The 17,317-nt window shown below is 58.5% G+C and carries 13 protein-coding genes; 10 read left to right on the top strand and 3 right to left on the bottom strand.

Annotation, left to right across the window (positions count from 1 at the left end):
• Positions 1-412 precede the first annotated feature (412 nt).
• Complete coding sequence (locus O1722_RS08745; protein WP_017383327.1) at positions 413-1,921, top strand: anion permease; 1,509 nt, start codon at positions 413-415, stop codon at positions 1,919-1,921.
• Positions 1,922-1,976: 55 nt separating this feature from the next.
• The gene (fumA, locus tag O1722_RS08740) at positions 1,977-3,626 is read left to right on the top strand and encodes a class I fumarate hydratase FumA (RefSeq protein ID WP_033486928.1); all 1,650 of its coding nucleotides are present in this window, start codon (positions 1,977-1,979) and stop codon (positions 3,624-3,626) included.
• Here the strand turns inward: fumA and O1722_RS08735 are convergent.
• A complete protein-coding gene (locus tag O1722_RS08735) occupies positions 3,615-4,520 on the bottom strand; it encodes a LysR family transcriptional regulator (RefSeq protein WP_017383325.1) in 906 nt (301 codons plus the stop codon). The two genes, fumA and O1722_RS08735, sit on opposite strands and share 12 nt — an antisense overlap.
• 95 nt (positions 4,521-4,615) lie before the next feature.
• Here O1722_RS08735 and O1722_RS08730 point away from each other — a divergent pair, with 95 nt between their 5' ends.
• The 3 genes from O1722_RS08730 to O1722_RS08720 all read left to right on the top strand — a co-directional run bounded on the left by O1722_RS08730 (position 4,616) and on the right by O1722_RS08720 (position 8,268).
• On the top strand, positions 4,616-5,911 hold the full coding sequence (locus O1722_RS08730; protein WP_033486927.1) for a serine hydrolase domain-containing protein: 1,296 nt from the start codon (positions 4,616-4,618) through the stop codon (positions 5,909-5,911).
• A 260-nt stretch (positions 5,912-6,171) separates the two neighbouring features.
• A complete protein-coding gene (tcuC, locus tag O1722_RS08725; protein WP_017693129.1) occupies positions 6,172-7,473 on the top strand; it encodes an MFS transporter in 1,302 nt (433 codons plus the stop codon).
• A 6-nt stretch (positions 7,474-7,479) separates the two neighbouring features.
• Positions 7,480-8,268, top strand: coding sequence for a substrate-binding domain-containing protein (locus O1722_RS08720; RefSeq protein ID WP_033486926.1), 789 nt, complete (start codon positions 7,480-7,482; stop codon positions 8,266-8,268).
• Here O1722_RS08720 and psrA read toward each other — a convergent pair.
• On the bottom strand, positions 8,240-9,142 hold the full coding sequence (gene psrA / locus O1722_RS08715; protein ID WP_003859540.1) for an L-proline-binding transcription factor PsrA: 903 nt from the start codon (positions 9,140-9,142) through the stop codon (positions 8,240-8,242). The two genes, O1722_RS08720 and psrA, sit on opposite strands and share 29 nt — an antisense overlap.
• Positions 9,143-9,408: 266 nt before the next feature.
• Between psrA and mtfA the strand changes: the two genes are divergently transcribed.
• Positions 9,409-10,206 carry a DgsA anti-repressor MtfA gene (gene mtfA, locus O1722_RS08710; RefSeq protein ID WP_017383320.1) on the top strand — a complete coding sequence of 266 codons (798 nt, stop codon included), beginning with the start codon at positions 9,409-9,411 and terminating at the stop codon, positions 10,204-10,206.
• Here the strand turns inward: mtfA and O1722_RS08705 are convergent.
• Entirely contained in the window at positions 10,203-11,411 is a 1,209-nt protein-coding gene (locus O1722_RS08705; RefSeq protein ID WP_033486925.1) for an MFS transporter, read from the bottom strand. The two genes, mtfA and O1722_RS08705, sit on opposite strands and share 4 nt — an antisense overlap.
• Before the next feature lie 138 nt (positions 11,412-11,549).
• On the opposite strand from O1722_RS08705, the gene O1722_RS08700 reads away from it, so the two are divergent.
• The 4 genes from O1722_RS08700 to O1722_RS08685 are packed head-to-tail and all read left to right on the top strand — an operon-like array spanning position 11,550 to position 17,300.
• Positions 11,550-13,292 carry an IucA/IucC family protein gene (locus O1722_RS08700; RefSeq protein ID WP_058686684.1) on the top strand — a complete coding sequence of 581 codons (1,743 nt, stop codon included), beginning with the start codon at positions 11,550-11,552 and terminating at the stop codon, positions 13,290-13,292.
• Positions 13,292-14,239, top strand: a complete 948-nt coding sequence (locus tag O1722_RS08695; RefSeq protein WP_033486923.1) for a GNAT family N-acetyltransferase — start codon at positions 13,292-13,294, stop codon at positions 14,237-14,239. The genes O1722_RS08700 and O1722_RS08695 overlap by 1 nt, the downstream gene beginning before the upstream one ends.
• Positions 14,236-15,978 (top strand): IucA/IucC family protein, encoded by a 1,743-nt coding sequence (gene iucC / locus O1722_RS08690; protein ID WP_033486922.1) that lies wholly within the window; start codon positions 14,236-14,238, stop codon positions 15,976-15,978. The genes O1722_RS08695 and iucC overlap by 4 nt, the downstream gene beginning before the upstream one ends.
• Positions 15,975-17,300, top strand: a complete 1,326-nt coding sequence (locus O1722_RS08685) for a lysine N(6)-hydroxylase/L-ornithine N(5)-oxygenase family protein (RefSeq protein ID WP_479954535.1) — start codon at positions 15,975-15,977, stop codon at positions 17,298-17,300. Before iucC ends, O1722_RS08685 begins: the two co-directional genes overlap by 4 nt.
• Positions 17,301-17,317: the final 17 nt, after the last annotated feature.

Genomic DNA, 17,317 nt, shown 5'->3' with positions numbered 1-17,317 from the left:
CAAGAATTTAAAAAAAGTTAAATTATAAAAGGTCAAACCAATACACCAAATCTAGCAAAAAACCCTATAAAACAACGATAAACAAAAGCACCAGAATTTAAATGTTATAGTTTTGATACATAAAATGCGTAAAATTAGCGAATAACCACACTACTCAGAGTGGTTATTATAAAAAATATAAAAATAGCCATTCAGTTCCGTTTTTTTGATCGCGATCAATAGTTATGGCATTCAAAAGAGCAATATAAAAACATCATCATTTTTTATTTAGCGCAAACCAAAATGCGTTAAATCGCTATTAGTGAAAACACAAATCCGCACCTTAAATAACTAAAAAAAGCAAAAAGGATATTTCAATCGAATTTGTGTTTTCGCCGGGCGACGAATTTTTGACAACTTAAGACGTGAAACTATGAATACAAAAACTGCTGTAACGCCTCCTGCGGCGAATCTGGCATCAAATGGAACAGCAAAACGACTGCTGATGATGGCTTTGCCCGTCATTGTTGCCGTCCTGCTGTTGTTTGTCCCCGTTCCGGAAGGGCTGCCGCCTTATGCGTGGCACTACTTCGCCATCTTTGTCGGCGTCATCGTCGGCTTAATTTTCGAACCGCTGCCGGGCGCCGTGATCGGTCTTACCGGCGTCGTGGCGATTGCGCTGTGCAGCCAGTGGGTACTCTTTAGCCCGGAACAGCTGGCTGACCCAAAATTCAAGCTGGCGGGCGCCTCCTTTAAATGGGCGGTCAGCGGGTTTGGTAACTCCACCGTCTGGCTGATTTTCGGTGCCTTTATGTTCGCCGCAGGCTACGACAAAACCCGCTTCGGCCGCCGTCTGGCGCTGATTCTGGTGAAGTACCTGGGCCGTCGCAGCCTGACGCTCGGTTACGCCATTACGTTTGCGGACCTGCTGCTGGCCCCGTTCACCCCGTCCAACACCGCGCGCAGCGGCGGGACCATCTACCCGATCATCGCCAACCTGCCGCCGCTGTACGGTTCAAAACCCAATGACCCAAGCGCGCGCAAAATCGGTTCGTATCTGATGTGGGTAGCCATCACCGCGGCCTGTATCACCAGCTCGATGTTCCTTTCCGCTCTGGCACCTAACCTGCTGGCGCTGGCGCTGGTAAAAAGCACGGTTGGAATTGATATCTCCTGGGGGACCTGGTTCCTCGCCTTCCTGCCGCTGGGCATCCTGCTGATCCTGACCATGCCGCTGCTGGCCTACTGGTTCTACCCGCCGGAAGTAAAAGTGAATAACGAAGTACCGCTGTGGGCGACCCGTGAACTGGAAAAACTGGGCAAACTGTCGCGCAATGAGATCCTGCTGCTGGTGTTCGTGTGCTGTGCGCTGCTGATGTGGATCTTCGCCGCGGCGTGGATTGAACCGGCCATGGCTGCCCTGCTGATCGTTGGCCTGATGCTGTGGACCGGCGTGCTGGAGTGGAACGATATCACCGGTAACAAAGCCGCGTGGAATACCTTCGTCTGGTTCGCCACCCTGGTGGCGCTGGCGGATGGCCTCTCCTCCACCGGTTTTATCAGCTGGCTGGGTAAAGAAGGCGGCCTGCTGATGAGCGGTATCTCTCCGGGTGTCGCCACCATCGTGCTGCTGCTGGCGTTCTACCTGCTGCACTACCTGTTCGCCAGCACCACCGCGCACACCACGGCGCTGCTGCCTGCGATGCTGACCATCGCCTCCACCATTCCGGGCATGAATATGGAAGTGTTCGTTCTGCTGATGGTGACCTCGCTGGGCGTGATGGGGATCATTACCCCCTACGGTACGGGTCCAAGCCCGATTTACTACGGTAGCGGCTACCTGCCAACCAAAGACTACTGGCGCCTCGGCACCATCTTCGGTGCCATCTTCCTGGCAGCTCTGCTGCTGATTGGTTATCCGTGGATGTCCATGATGTTCTGATTCCTGACCGCCGGACTTCTCCTCCGGCGGTTTTATTTTTGTGGAGCAATACGCTATGTCAAACAAACCGTTTATCTACCAGAACCCCTTCCCTCTTGCGCACGATGACACCGAATACTATCTGCTGACCAAAGAGCACGTTTCCGTTGCCGAGTTCGACGGTCAGGAAGTCCTGAAAGTGGAGCCTGAAGGCCTGACCCTGCTGGCACAGCAGGCCTTCCACGATGCCGCGTTTATGCTGCGCCCTTCCCACCAGAAGCAGGTTGCCGCCATTCTCAACGACCCGGAAGCCAGCCAGAACGACAAATACGTTGCCCTCCAGTTCCTGCGTAACTCTGAAATTGCCGCAAAAGGCGTGCTGCCAACCTGTCAGGATACCGGCACCGCGATCATCATGGGCAAAAAAGGCCAGCGCGTCTGGACCGGCGGCGGTGACGAAGCGGCCCTGAGCCAGGGCGTCTATAACACATACATTGAAGATAACCTGCGCTACTCGCAGAATGCGGCGCTGGATATGTATAAAGAGGTGAATACCGGCACCAACCTGCCCGCGCAGATTGACCTCTACAGCGTGGACGGCGACGAGTATAAATTCCTGTGCATGGCGAAAGGCGGCGGTTCCGCCAATAAAACTTATCTGTATCAGGAAACCAAAGCGCTGATCACCCCGGCGAAGCTGAAAAATTATCTGGTTGAGAAGATGCGCACCCTGGGTACCGCAGCCTGCCCGCCGTACCACATTGCCTTTGTTATCGGCGGAACCTCAGCGGAAGCCACGCTGAAAACCGTTAAGCTGGCTTCTACCCGCTACTACGATGCGCTGCCAACCGAAGGCAACGAACACGGCCAGGCGTTCCGCGACGTCCAGCTTGAGCAGGAACTGCTTCAGGAAGCGCAAAACCTCGGCCTTGGCGCGCAGTTCGGCGGGAAATACTTCGCCCACGATATTCGCGTGATCCGTCTGCCGCGCCACGGCGCCTCCTGCCCGATCGGCATGGGGGTCTCCTGCTCCGCTGACCGTAATATCAAAGCGAAAATCAACCGCGACGGGATCTGGATTGAGAAGCTGGAGCACAATCCGGGCCAGTATATTCCTGAATCCCTGCGTCAACAGGGTGAAGGCGACGTGGTGAGCATCAATCTCGACAAGCCGATGAATGAGATCCTGGCGCAGCTTTCCGCGCACCCGGTCTCCACCCGCCTGTCGCTGAACGGCACCATCATCGTGGCGCGCGATATCGCCCATGCGAAGCTGAAAGAGCTGCTCGACAACGGGGAAGAACTGCCGCAGTACGTTAAAGATCACCCGATTTACTACGCAGGCCCGGCCAAAACGCCAGAAGGTTACGCGTCTGGCTCACTCGGCCCGACCACTGCGGGACGTATGGACTCCTATGTGGACTTACTGCAATCCCACGGCGCGAGCATGATCATGCTGGCCAAAGGTAACCGCAGCCAGCAGGTCACCGACGCCTGCCATAAGCACGGCGGCTTCTACCTCGGCAGCATCGGCGGCCCGGCGGCGGTGCTGGCGCAAAACAGCATCAAGAGCCTGGAGTGCGTGGCGTATCCTGAACTGGGAATGGAAGCCATCTGGAAAATTGAAGTAGAAAACTTCCCGGCGTTTATCCTGGTGGATGACAAAGGCAACGACTTCTTCCAGCAGATCCAGAATAAACAGTGCAAAGGGTGCTCACAGCGCTGAACGTTTCCATAACGCCGGAAGCAGCGACAGCGTATCGTTGATCAACCCGCGCTTGTCGCTGCCCGGCTTCCAGATAGTGACCATCGTCTGGCTTATCCCCTGGCTGCCCACTTCGGTGGGCAGCCTTTTTACATTTTTCCACTGCGTTGCCTGAAGATGGGTCGGCAAAAACCCCCAGCCGCAGCCCTGTTCCAGCAGGCCGCGCAGCATCTCCAGTTCGTTAGTGAAAAGCGTGTGCCCTGAAATTTGCAGGCGACGGGCAACCGGCTCGTCTGACGCGGGATGCATAATCACCTGTGGCACCAGAGAGAGATCGAGCAGCGACACCGGCGACGCAACCTCCGCAAAAAGCGCCGTTGCGGCGTAAAAATCCATTTCGATCGCCCCCAGCGCCCGCCACTCCATCTCATTGCCCACGCTGCGGTTGCGCGCCTGGCAGATCCCCAGATCGGCCTGACCGTTTGCCAGCATCGCTTCCGCCTCATCGCGCGATGCGCTGGTCAGGCTCAGGCGGATCTTTTTCGTCGCCAGTGTGGCAATCAGCGCCTGTAAAAAAGCTCTGGGGGTGAACGGATCGTAAGCGAGGGCAATGTCCTGCGTCGCGCTGTCCGGTACCGATCTGGCAAACGCCTCAAACGCTTTGACCTGGCGCATCAGCAGGTGCGCCTGCCGCTGAAGCTGCTCCCCCTCCGGCGTCAGGCGCAGGCTGCGCCCCTCCCGCAGGAACAGAGCATAGCCCAGCCCATCCTCAAGGAAATCGATCAGATCCCGCAGGGTAGTACGATCTTTGCCGAGTTTACTGGCCGCCTTCATCAGGCTGCCGTGTTCAGCGACGGCAGTGAACGCCTCAAGCTGGGCAAAGGAATAGATCAGTGATGCCACGCCATTCTCCACGCAATTTTTACGGGGGATTTTCCCCCATAACGCGTTTTTTATTATAGGCCGCAGGTTCTTAAACTGAAGTCCTTCCTGAGCCAAACGAGATAAATATGAAAATCAAAACAAACCGCACGCTGCTCGCGGCGCTGGTTGTCAGCAGCCTGCTCTCGCCCGCCGTTATGGCGGCCTGCAACGGTACCGACCTCACCACCTGTCCGGCGCCTTTCGATGCCAGACTCCCGGACGCGCATACCATGCTCACCTGGAGCCAGGCCGATCGCGTGGTGGGCTTTCGCAATGACTACCGCAACTACGCAGGGGATGTGTTCCGCCACGGCAACGCTACGCCGCTGCTGCCCGCAGAAAAACCGCTCACCGATGCCCGCTATCAGGTGAAGGGTAAGAGTTACACTCTTCAGGATTACCTTAAACGCCAGAACGTCAGCGGCATGCTGGTGCTGAAAAACGGCAAAGTGGCCTATAAATACCTGGGAGAAGGCAATACCGACTCAACGCTCTGGACGTCGCGGTCCGTGGGCAAATCCGTGGTCTCCGCGCTGGTGGGTGTTGCAATTAAAGAAGGGAAAATCCACTCCCTGGACGACCTTGTCACCCAATACGAACCTGACTTAAAAGGCACCGCCTGGGAGGGCGTAACGCTAAAACAGCTCATCACCCACACCTCTGGCGTGGCGTGGAACGAAGATTACACCAACCCGCAATCTGACTTCGCCCGGCTTACCGAATGCGAAGCGAAGCCGGGCACCTACAACTGCGTGCGCACCCTGGTGAAGGGGTTACACCGTGAACACCCGGCGGGCGAAAACTGGTCCTATTCCTCGGGTGGCGCCTGGCTGTTAGGCGATGTGCTTGAGCGCGCCACCGGCATGACGCTCGCGGCGTATCTGGAGAAGACCATCTGGCAGCCGTACGGCATGGCGAGCGACGGCGTGTGGCATGCCTACAGCAAAGGCCAGCACGACGTGGGTGCGCATGGGTTCAACGCCACGCTGGAAGACTGGGGGCGTTTCGGGGAGTTTATCCTGCATAACGGTACGCTGCCGGACGGGAAGCAGATCCTCCCCGAGGGCTGGGTGAAACAGTCCTCAGCCTGGACACAGGCCAAAGGATCGGTGTCCGACGCGCATCCGAAGGGGTTATACGGCTACCAGTGGTGGAACAACGAAGTACCAGCCACCGCCACACACGTTGAGCCGAAAGTCGAAAATTCGCTGAAGGATTCCCTGTGGGCGCTGGGTATTTTTGGTCAGATGATCATGGTTAATCAGAAAGAAAATCTGGTTATCGTCCAGTGGTCCACCTGGCCGCAGGCAGAGCCGTCATTCAGCGCCCAGCCGCTGGAAGCGTCGCTGATGTTTAGCGCGATTGCGAACGCGCTGCGCTGATAATCCCAAGCCAGGCCCCGCCTGGCTTCTCACCTGCGCGATGTCACAAAACCGATATATCAGCAACTTAGCGAAATCGAGTAAATAAAAGATCACCGAAATGTTAAGTTATTGTTGAATATGTAAATACTGGTCAACGCTTTGTCATTAATGCACCACACGCATCAGTCCATGCGCTATTTGCGCTTATTAATTTCCACTTCCTGATCCAGTTTTCAGAAACAGACGAGCATAACGTCACTATACAACTGGAGATAATCATGGTTTCCTCAACCTCACCTGCAACGCTTCGTGCCAAAGCGGGCGCGATTTTCCGCGTCACGTCGGGCAACTTTCTTGAGCAATTCGACTTCTTTCTGTTCGGCTTTTATGCCACCTACATCGCCCATACTTTTTTTCCGGCAAGCAGTGAATTTGCGTCCCTGATGATGACCTTCGCCGTCTTTGGCGCGGGCTTCCTGATGCGTCCGATCGGGGCCATTGTGCTGGGGGCTTACATTGATAAAGTGGGTCGCCGTAAAGGGCTGATCGTCACCCTGTCAATTATGGCCGCCGGAACCTTCCTGATCGTGCTGATCCCTTCTTACCAGAGCATTGGCCTGTGGGCGCCGCTGCTGGTGCTGACCGGCCGCCTGTTGCAGGGTTTTTCGGCAGGCGCCGAGCTGGGCGGGGTTTCGGTTTATCTGGCGGAGATCGCCACGCCGGGCCGCAAGGGTTTCTACACCAGCTGGCAGTCGGGTAGCCAGCAGGTCGCCATTATGATCGCGGCGGCGATGGGCTTCGCCCTGAATGTGGTGCTGGAAGAGAGTGCCATTCGCGAATGGGGGTGGCGTATTCCGTTCCTGTTTGGCTGTCTGATTGTGCCGTTTATCTTTTTCCTGCGCCGCAAGCTCGAAGAGACCGAGGAATTCAGCGCCCGTCGCCACCATCTGGCAATGCGTCAGGTCTTCACAACGCTGCTCGCCAACTGGCCGGTAGTCGTCGCGGGCATGCTGATGGTGGCGATGACCACCACCGCGTTTTACCTGATCACCGTTTACGCGCCGACCTTCGGTAAAAAAGTCCTGATGCTTAGCGCGTCGGACAGTCTTCTGGTCACGCTGCTGGTGGCGGTGTCCAACTTCATCTGGCTTCCGGTGGGCGGCGCGCTGTCGGATCGCTTCGGGCGTAAACCGGTGCTGATCGCCATGACGCTGCTGGCGCTGGCGACCAGCTATCCGGCGCTGACGATGCTGGCCGCAGCCCCGAGCTTCTCAATGATGCTGACCGTGCTGCTGTGGCTCTCTTTCCTCTACGGCCTGTATAACGGCGCGATGATCCCGGCCCTGACGGAGATCATGCCAGCAGAGGTGCGCGTGGCGGGCTTCTCACTGGCTTACAGCCTGGCAACGGCGGTCTTTGGCGGTTTCACGCCGGTGATTTCGACTGCCTTAATTGAGTACACCGGCGACAAAGCCTCTCCGGGCTACTGGATGAGCTTTGCCGCCGTTTGCGCCCTGCTAGCAACGCTTTATCTCTATCGTCGTCGCACGTTAATCCTGCAAACTGCCGTTAAGGAGTGATCCCTCATGCTTACATTCAGAACGGTGATTGCCGCCCTGATCTTCGCCACCCTCAGCGCGGGCGCGCTTGCGCAGGATGTGACGGTGATGATTTCTGGCGGCTTCAAAGCGGCGCTGGAGAAGCTGACGCCGCAGTACGATGCGCAAAGCGGCGACAGGCTCATTGTGATCTCCGGCCCGTCGATGGGCAAAACGCCGCAGGCCATTCCGGCCCGGCTCGCCCGGGGCGAAAAAGCGGACGTGGTGATTATGGTGGGCGATGCGCTGGCGAAACTGGAACAGGATCGCAGGACGGCGGCGGGCTCTCGCGTGGAGCTGGCGGATTCTCCCGTCGGGATGGTCGTCAAAGCGGGCGCGCCGGTGCCGGATATCAGTACGGTGCCTGCCCTGCGGCAAACGCTGCTGAAGGCGCATTCCATAGCTTATTCCGACAGCGCCAGCGGCCGGTATGTAGAGAGCCAGCTGTTCCGTAAGCTGGGCATCGACGGCCAGGTTCACGATAAAGCGCACCGGGTTGAGCGCATCCCGGTGGCGTCTGAAGTGGCAAAAGGGAAATACGATCTCGGCTTTCAGCAGGTGAGCGAGCTTCTGCCGGTCCCGGGGGTGATGTTTGTGGGTAAGTTGCCTGACGACATGCAGTACATTACCCGTTTCGCCGGAGCCGTAACGCAGAAGGCTGACCATCCCGAACAGGGAAAAGCGCTGCTGGCCTTTCTCTCTTCGCCACAGGCCGCCAGCGTCATTACGGCAACGGGCTTAACGCCCGTCAGTGCACCTCGCGATACTGCTCGGTAATCAGCGTTTCGAGTTCGGCAGCAATATAGGACTGGATCCGCCCGCGGCGGCGGATCAGCCCCACGGTTCGCCTGACCTCAGGCTCGGTTAAAGGTACCGACGTCAGCAGCGAATGCTCTGCGCGGGGCATTGACATGGCGGGAACGGCCGCAATGCCGATCCCGGCTTCAACCATCCCCAGCATGGTCGTCACGTGCCGCGTTTCGCAGATGCTGGGGCGCTCAGGCCGAATATGCCCGACCCGCTGGTCGAGAAGATTGCGGTTGCCGGAGGTCTTATCCAGACCGATATAATCCTGCTGATAAAAAGCCTGCCACGTCAGGCTTTTTCTTTTTGCAAGCGGGCTGTCGCGCCGGCAGGCAGCCACGTAGACATCCTCCACCAGCGGGACAAACTCGATGTCGGGCTGCAAACTCCGGGCAAAGCAGATACCAAAATCCGCCTGTCCGCGGGTGACGGCCTCGATAACATTTCCGGCGCTGCTGTCGATCAGTTTTATGCGCACGCGAGGATAACGGGACTGAAAGCGGCGGATAACATCCGGCATAAAGTAACAGGCGGCGGACGGCACCGTCGCCACGGTGATTAGCCCCGTACGCTCCTCGCTGGCCTTATCGATATCCGAAAGCATGGACTCCACATCAGCAAGCAGCTGTCCGCATCGGTCGGCAAAGGTCTGTCCATACAGGGTCAGCGTGACGCGCCGGGTGGTTCTGTCGAACAGTTTTGTCCCCAGTGCCGCCTCCAGCTTTTCAATTCTGCGACTCAACGCCGACTGGGAAAGGCAGATAGACTCCGCCGCAAGACGGAAATTGCCATATTCCAGTAAAGCGCGGAAGGCATAGAGATCGTTGAGGTCAAAATTGACGGGCATACTGACGGGATCCTTAAGCACGGTAGGGTAAGAAGAGATTTATCATAGTCGCGCACGACATACTTCACAAAATGAAGGGGATACCCCTAAAGCGCTATCAACCTGACGGCACATAGTGATAGTTTATGCGGGCTGGATTCCTCTTAAACAGGCTGCCAGTCTGCATGCAGCCGAAGAGGAGTGTCATACTGCTTAACAGAGTATGTTGGCATGCTAACAGCCCCTGACCTTTCCATTTTGTTCACGTGCGAGTAACGAGCAAAGCGATGATTAAGTGGCCCTGGAAAACGAACGACGCTGGTCGAAATATGGCGCTGCCCTGGGATGAGGCTCTGGCGATCCCCGTGCTGGCGAATCTCTTGCCTGAAGAGCAATCAAAGCTGATTCAGCTGGCCGAGCGTTTTTTACAGCAAAAACGGCTGGTACCGCTACAGGGCTTCGAACTGGATCCGCTTAAAAATTCCCGCATCGCCCTGCTCTTCTGCTTGCCGGTGCTGGAGCTGGGTATCGAATGGCTGGATGGCTTCCACGAAGTGCTGATCTACCCGGCGCCGTTTATCGTCGATGATGAGTGGGAGGATGACATCGGGCTGGTGCACAACCAGCGTATGGTGCAGTCCGGGCAAAGCTGGCAGCAAGGGCCAATCATCCTCAACTGGCTGGATATTCAGGACTCGTTCGATGCCTCGGGCTTCAACCTGATCATTCACGAAGTGGCGCATAAGCTGGATACCCGCAACGGCGATCGCGCCAGCGGCGTGCCGCTGATCCCGCTGCGTGAAGTCGCGGGATGGGAGCACGACCTGCACGCGGCGATGGAAAACATTCAGGATGAGATAGACCTGGTGGGTGAAAGCGCGGCTAGCATTGATGCCTATGCCGCGACCGATCCCGCCGAGTGTTTTGCGGTACTGTCCGAGTATTTCTTTAGCGCACCTGAGCTTTTCGCTCCGCGCTTCCCGGCGCTGTGGCAGCGTTTTTGCCATTTTTATCAGCAGGATCCGCTTCAGCGTCTGCGGCAAAGTGAGGACGCAGCCAGCACATCCTCTCATCCGTTCCACTAATGTTCAGCAGAGGTACGATCGGTCGATCGTACCCACACGCTCACCGCGAGAAACAGCAGCGCCATTCCCCATGCGGCAGTAATCAAAAACTGCTCACCGTAAAAGCGCGTCACCACGGGTACCAGCAGCGCGCTGGCCCCGTATCCCAGCGTATGGCTGGTGGCGATCACCCCTGCGCCTTTGCCCGTCGTCAGCCGATCGTTGAGCAAAAGCTGGTATCCCGGCGTTGCCATGGCGGCCCCCAGCGAAGTGATGACAATTCCCACGTAGAACAGGGCTAAACTGGCGAGACACATCAGCCCAAGACCCGCCACCATCAAGACCGCGGCAATTAAGAGTAAAAATCTCGGGGTAAAATGCTGCGGGCGTACCACCAGAAACTGCGCCGCCAGGGTCGCCAGCGCGGCCAGGCTCAGCAGCAGCGCGACATGATGGCTGATTTGCACGGCATCGCCATTAAATAACGGGTGAAGATGCGGCGATAAACCAAGCTGCATCAGGCTGACCAGCGCCGCCAGCAGCAGTGCCAGAACCAGGAAAGGCAGCATGGAGGCCTGTAACCGCGTCGACTGGTGCGCCACCGGCGGCAGCGGGGGATCGGCGGCTTCGCGCAGCACCAGCAGCAGCGCGATAAACGGTGCCAGCGCCATCAGCCAGAGCGGTGCGACCGGGCTGACGCTGAGCATCAGCGCGGCCAGGGGCGGTCCCAGCAGACGCCCGCAGCTAAGGCCAGAGCTTATCGTCGCCAGCGCCGCCATCCTTTTATCCAGCCCCGCGCGTTGAATGGCCCACGTCTGGGCCGCAGGCACCAGCCCTGATACCGTCAGGCCGTACAGCATGCGCGACAGCACCAGGCCTGCCATTCCCCAGAGAGCATTCAGCGCGCCGTTCGCCATCGCCCAGACCACCAGCGCCATCACGACAAAGCTCGCCAGATAGCCTCCCAGCGAGGCCAGCATAACGATCTTACAGCCGTGCCGCTCGCTCTGGCGTCCCCACCAGGGCGATGCGGGTAAAAAGAGCATCGAGCCGAACATCAGCAGCCCGGCCCAGACGGAGAGCGACAGTCCGGTCAGGGAGACCAGCTGCGGCAGCATAACCAGCAAACCGTTTTGCCCAATACCTAATAAACCGGCGCCCAGTGCCAGGGGCCAGTTAGCTTTAGGGGTCACAACGTCAGTGAGATTCTCAGTACGGGTGCGCATAAAATTGTGAAGATAATGTCAATAAATGTGTGGAAATTATGAAGTTTATGAAAACAAATATTGCAAAAATAGTTGCCACTGTAAACAGAATGAATATCATAACGAGAATTATTATCAGTCATGGAATGAGGTACAACTATGCGTACTCTGCCCCGCTCCGCCGGTACAGATGTTGCGGCCCAGTGTTTTTTGAACGCGCTGCTGCGCGAAACGAAGGACTGGCATTATCTTCCCGCAACCCGTGCGGATGAGTTATCACAGATTCATATCCCGCTTTCCCCAACCCAGGCCATTCGGGTTCCGGTACGCTATTTCTCCCCCACGCAGCATCACCAGTATCGTTTTCCGGCAACGCTGATTCAGGCCGACAGCGACGGCGGTGACACGGTCACATTTCATCAACTGATTGATTTCATTCTTCAAAAAGAGACGGTAAAAGGCGATCTGGATGCTGATACGCTGGCTCGCTTTAAGCAGCGCGTCCTGGAAAGCCATACGCACACCTGGCAGGCCATTGATTTACGCCACAACTGGGCAAACCTGCGCGATAAGCCGCTGACGTTTGCCGAAGCGGAACAGGCGCTGCTGGTCGGCCATGCTTTTCATCCTGCCCCAAAGTCGCACGAGCCGTTCAACGAGGCCGAGGCGCGTCGCTATCTGCCGGATTTCGCCTCCCGCTTCCCGCTGCGCTGGTTTGCGGTTGAGCATGAGCTGATTACCGGCGACAGCCTGAATGTCTCCCTGCGGGAACGTCTGCTGCGCTTTGCAGCGCAGAGCGCGCCGGCCCTTCTCGGTCACTTCACCGACACCTGCTGGATGCTGCCGATGCACCCGTGGCAGGCCGACTATCTGCTGGAGCAGGACTGGTGCCAGCGTCTGGTAGAAAAAGGCGCCCTGCGCGATCTGGGCGAAGCCGGTGCGCAATGGCTGCCCACCAGCTCTTCCCGCTCGCTGTACAGTGAAACCAACAGCGACATGATTAAGTTTTCCCTGAGCGTGCGGCTGACCAACTCCGTGCGCACGCTGTCGGTGAAAGAGGTTAAGCGCGGCATGCGCCTGGCACGCCTGGCGAAAACGGCACGCTGGCAGGAACTTCAGGCGCGCTACCCGACCATGCGCGTGATGCAGGAGGACGGCTGGGCGGGGCTGTGCGATGAGCACGGCGTCGTTCAGGAAGAGAGCCTGATGGCCCTGCGCGTCAACCTGCTGTTCGATACCCCTGAAACGCAAACCAACGTGCTGGTGAGCCTGACCCAGGTCGCGCCGGACGGCGGCGACAGCCTGCTCGCCGCGGCGGTGCGTCGTCTGAGCCAGCGTCTGGATCTCCCGCTCGCCCAGGCCGCGCGCTGCTGGCTGGACGCTTACTGCGACCGGGTATTGCTTCCGCTGTTCAGCGCCGAGGCGGACTACGGTCTGGTCCTGTTGGCGCACCAGCAAAATATCCTCGTTGAGATGCAGCAGGATTTCCCCGTTGGGCTGATCTACCGCGACTGCCAGGGCAGCGCCTGGACCGAAGGGGCCGACGCGTGGCTGAAAGAGGCAGGTGAAACCGAAGTGGAAAACCGCTTCGGTGAGAGCCAGCTGCTGCGCTACTTCCCTTATTACCTGCTGCTGAACTCTACCCTTGCCGTCACCGCCGCGCTCGCCGCTGCCGGTTTCGACAGCGAAGAGAACCTGATGTCCCGCGTGCGTGACGCGCTGGCCGAACTGCGCACCACGGCGAAGCAGACCCGCTGCCTCGATTACGTGCTCGACAGCCCGACCTGGAACTGCAAAGGCAACTTCTTCTGCTACCTGCACGATCGCAACGAAAACACCATCGTCGATCCGGCGGTGATCTATTTCGACTTTAGCAACCCGTTTTATAAGGAGAAGGCGTGATGGCAAACGCGAATATCGTCCATTCCGGCTACGGCTTTCGCTGCACGGTCACGGAACAAAACCTGCCGCTGACGCTGGGTCTCGACGGCAGCGCGGTGCTGGAGCGGCTGACCGGGCTCCCGGACGGCTGGCTGGTGGACGCCCTCGACCAGCTGTTTGTTGCCGCGCCCGCCCTGACCGGCATTACCCTGCCGTGGGCAGCCTGGCAGGATGAACCTCAGGCGCAGGCGCTGTTTAGCCTCGTTCACGGGGATTATCTGGCGCGTGAAATTTTCTGGCAGCTGCCGCTGTGGCTGAAAGGCGAACGTCCACAGGCGAGCGGCGGAATGCAGTTTGACGAAAGCCGTCAGCTGTACTTCCCGCTGCGCCCTCACCGCCCGCAGAGCGAGGTGTACCGCCGTTACGATCCGCAGATTAAGCGCACCCTGAGCTTCCGCGTGGCGGACGTGGCGCTGGACGGCGAGCGTTTTACCCGCTGGATGAACAACCCGCGCGTAAATGCCTTCTGGGAGATGGCCGGTCCGCAGGCCGAGCAGGAGAACTACCTGCGTCGCCAGCTCGACTCGACCTATTGTTACCCGGTGATCGGCTGCTTTGACGATCAGCCGTTCGGCTATTTTGAACTCTACTGGGCGGCAGAAGATCGCATTGGCCGCCACTACCGCTGGCAGCCGTTTGACCGCGGGCTGCACATGCTGGTGGGTGAAGAAAACTGGCGCGGCGCGCAATACATCCGCAGCTGGCTGCGCGGCCTGAGCCACTATCTGTATCTCGATGAACCGCGCACCACGCGCATTGTCGCCGAGCCGCGCTTCGACAATCAGCGTCTGTTCCGCCATCTGGCGTCCGCCGGTTTCGACACGGTGAAAGAGTTCGACTTCCCGCACAAACGCTCCCGTCTGATCATGAGCGAGCGTCATCACTTCTTCCACGAGGTGGAACTGTGAACGCACTCTGGCAGAAAGTGAACCGCGAGATGGTGGCGAAGATCCTCGCCGAACTGGAATATGAACGCACCCTGCGCGCCGAGCCGGTTTCGGCGGACAACTGGCGCATCAGTATGGGCAACGCGTGCTGGCAGTTTCGCGCCACGCGTGGGATATGGGGCTGGCTGCATATTGACCCTGATACCCTGACCACCACCAGCGGCGCGGCGGTCGAAGCGGAAAACGCGCTGCTGCAACTGGCCACCGTGCTGGAGATGAGCGACGCGCAAACGGCGGAGCACATGGAAGATCTCTACGCCACGCTGCGGGGTGACATGCAGCTGTTGCAGGCGCGTGAAACGCTGGATGCCGATGCGCTGATCCACCTCGACCCGGACGAACTACAGTGCCTGATGCGCGGTCACCCGAAGTTTATTTTCAACAAGGGACGCCGCGGCTGGGGGCTGGATGCCCTGCGCCTGTACGCGCCGGAATATCGCGGGCGTTTCCGCCTGCACTGGGTCGCCGTGCAGCGCGAGCGTCTGGTCTGGAGCAGCGACGCCGATTGCGATATTAACGCCCTGCTCTCCAGCGCCATGGACGATGCCGAGCGCGAGCGGTTCGACGCCCGCTGGCAGGAGCTGGATCTGGACGACAGCTGGCTGCCGGTGCCGCTGCACCCGTGGCAGTGGCAGCAAAAAATTGCCATTCATTTCCTGGCGCAGCTCGCGCGCGGTGAGATGGTAGAGCTGGGTGAGTTCGGCGATGAGTATCTGGCGCAGCAGTCCCTGCGCACGCTGACCAACGCCAGCCGTCGCGCGCCGTATGACATCAAGCTGCCGCTGACTATCTACAACACCTCCTGCTATCGCGGTATTCCGGGCAAGTATATCGCCGCCGGTCCGCTGGCCTCGCGCTGGCTACAGCAGCAGTTCGCCAGCGATGCCACGCTGATTCACTCCGGGGCGCAGGTGCTTGGCGAACCCGCAGCCGGATATCTGTCGCATCCGGGTTATGCCGCATTGCCTGAGGCGCCGTACCGCTATCAGGAGATGCTGGGGGTGATCTGGCGCGAGAACCCATCCTGCTATTTACAGGATGGCGAACAGGCGGTGCTGATGGCGGCGCTGATGGAAACCGATAACCAGGGGCGCCCGCTGATTGACGCGTGGATCAAACGCTCGGGGTTAACCGCTGACGCATGGCTGGAAAAGCTGTTTGAGGCGACGGTGATCCCCTTCTATCACCTGCTCTGTCGCTACGGGGTGGCGCTCATCGCCCACGGCCAGAACGTCACGCTGGTGATGAAAGATTACGTTCCGCAGCGCATTTTGCTGAAGGATTTCCAGGGCGACATGCGCCTGGTGGATGAAGATTTCCCGCAGGCGAAGAGCCTGCCGGAGCAGGTAAAAGCGGTGACGGCGCGCCTCAGCGCGGATTACATCATCCACGACCTGCAAACCGGCAACTTTGTCACGGTGCTGCGCTTTATATCCCGCCTCACCCTGCAATGCGGCGTGAGCGAAACCCGCTTCTATCAGATCCTGGCGCTGGTGTTACGTCGCTATATAGCCGCCCATCCGGATCTTGCGGCGCGCTTCGCCAAATTCGACCTGTTTAAGCCGCAGATTATTCGCGTGATCCTCAACCCGGTCAAACTTACCTTCTCTGAACACGACGGCGGCAGCCGCATGCTGCCGAACTACGTCTGCGATCTTGATAACCCTCTTTTTCTGGTCTCCCAGGAGTCAGCGCAATGAAAACCTATGATTTCATCGGCATTGGTATCGGTCCGTTCAACCTCAGTATTGCCGCGCTGGCAGAGGGGCTGGACGGTTTTAGCTCGCTGTTTCTTGAACGCAAGCCGCACTTTTCCTGGCACCCGGGGATGATGGTGCCGGACTGCCATATGCAGACCAGCTTTCTGAAGGATCTGGTCAGCGCCGTGGAGCCAACCAACCGCCACAGCTTCCTGAACTATCTGGTACAGCGCAAAAAGTTCTACCGTTTCCTCACTACCGAGCAGCGCACCGTCTCGCGCGAGGAGTTTGCCGACTACCTGTGCTGGGCGGCGGATAACCTCACTAACCTGGCCTTCAGCCAGCAGGTACAGCAGGTCAGCTTTGATGAGCAAAACGGTCTGTTTGAGGTCGTGACCCAGCGGGATCGCTTCCTGGCGCGCCACGTCTGCGTGGGGATTGGGAAGCAGATCAATCTCCCAGACTGCGTCACCGCGCAGGACGATACCTGCTTCCACGCCAGCGAAATGATGCTGCGCACGCCGGATTTAGCGGGCAAGCGCGTCACCGTCGTTGGCGGCGGCCAGAGCGGTGCGGATCTGTTTTTAAATATCTTCCGTGGGGAATGGGGCCAGCCGCTGAGCCTCAACTGGGTGTCGCGCCGCAACAACTACAACGCGCTGGATGAAGCCGCGTTTGCTAATGAGTATTTCACGCCGGAGTATGTGGACAGCTTCTCCACCCTCGGTGACGACGCCCGACGTCAGATGTTGCAGGGGCAGAAGATGACCTCCGACGGGATCACCACGGAGTCGCTGCTGGCCATCTATCGCGCCATGTATCACCGCTTCGAAGTGCTGCGCGAAAAACCCTGGGCGCATCTGATGCCGTCCCGCTCGGTGACGGCGCTGACGCGCCAGGAAACCGGACATCGCCTCAGCATCCAGCATCACCTGGACGGCGGGCGCGAACAGCTGGAGAGCGACGTGGTGATTTTCGCCACCGGCTACCGCGCCGTGCAGCCCGCGTTTCTCGCCCCGCTCTCTTCCCGACTGCGTCTGGATGAGAATGAAGCCTTCTGCATCAACAACGATTTCACCCTTGAATGGGACGGCCCGCAGAGCAACCGCCTGTTTGCCGTCAATGCCGGGATGCACCGTCTCGGTATTGCCGAACCCCAGCTCAGCCTGATGGCCTGGCGCGCGGCGCGAATTTTGAATCGCGCTCACGATGACGAGCCGTTTGAGCTGGCAACCACCCCCGGCGTGATCCACTGGCGGAGCACCACCAGCCCGGAGAGCAGCCAGGTTTTTAAATCATTAATGAAGACCACCGAGTACTGACACACACATTCAGGATC

It is taken from the genome of Enterobacter cloacae complex sp. HYC003_NIDB (genome assembly GCF_056673375.1).
This window is presented reverse-complemented; position numbering and strand designations above follow the sequence as displayed.

Bases quoted from the DNA above. Each gene is read 5' to 3' on its own strand.
- O1722_RS08745 (WP_017383327.1), top strand. From the start codon at position 413: ATGAATACAAAAACTGCTGTAACGCCTCCTGCGGCGAATCTGGCATCA.
- fumA (WP_033486928.1), top strand. From the start codon at position 1,977: ATGTCAAACAAACCGTTTATCTACCAGAACCCCTTCCCTCTTGCGCAC.
- O1722_RS08730 (WP_033486927.1), top strand. From the start codon at position 4,616: ATGAAAATCAAAACAAACCGCACGCTGCTCGCGGCGCTGGTTGTCAGC.
- tcuC (WP_017693129.1), top strand. From the start codon at position 6,172: ATGGTTTCCTCAACCTCACCTGCAACGCTTCGTGCCAAAGCGGGCGCG.
- O1722_RS08720 (WP_033486926.1), top strand. From the start codon at position 7,480: ATGCTTACATTCAGAACGGTGATTGCCGCCCTGATCTTCGCCACCCTC.
- psrA (WP_003859540.1), bottom strand. From the start codon at position 9,142: ATGCCCGTCAATTTTGACCTCAACGATCTCTATGCCTTCCGCGCTTTA.
- mtfA (WP_017383320.1), top strand. From the start codon at position 9,409: ATGATTAAGTGGCCCTGGAAAACGAACGACGCTGGTCGAAATATGGCG.
- O1722_RS08705 (WP_033486925.1), bottom strand. From the start codon at position 11,411: ATGCGCACCCGTACTGAGAATCTCACTGACGTTGTGACCCCTAAAGCT.
- O1722_RS08700 (WP_058686684.1), top strand. From the start codon at position 11,550: ATGCGTACTCTGCCCCGCTCCGCCGGTACAGATGTTGCGGCCCAGTGT.
- O1722_RS08695 (WP_033486923.1), top strand. From the start codon at position 13,292: ATGGCAAACGCGAATATCGTCCATTCCGGCTACGGCTTTCGCTGCACG.
- O1722_RS08685 (WP_479954535.1), top strand. From the start codon at position 15,975: ATGAAAACCTATGATTTCATCGGCATTGGTATCGGTCCGTTCAACCTC.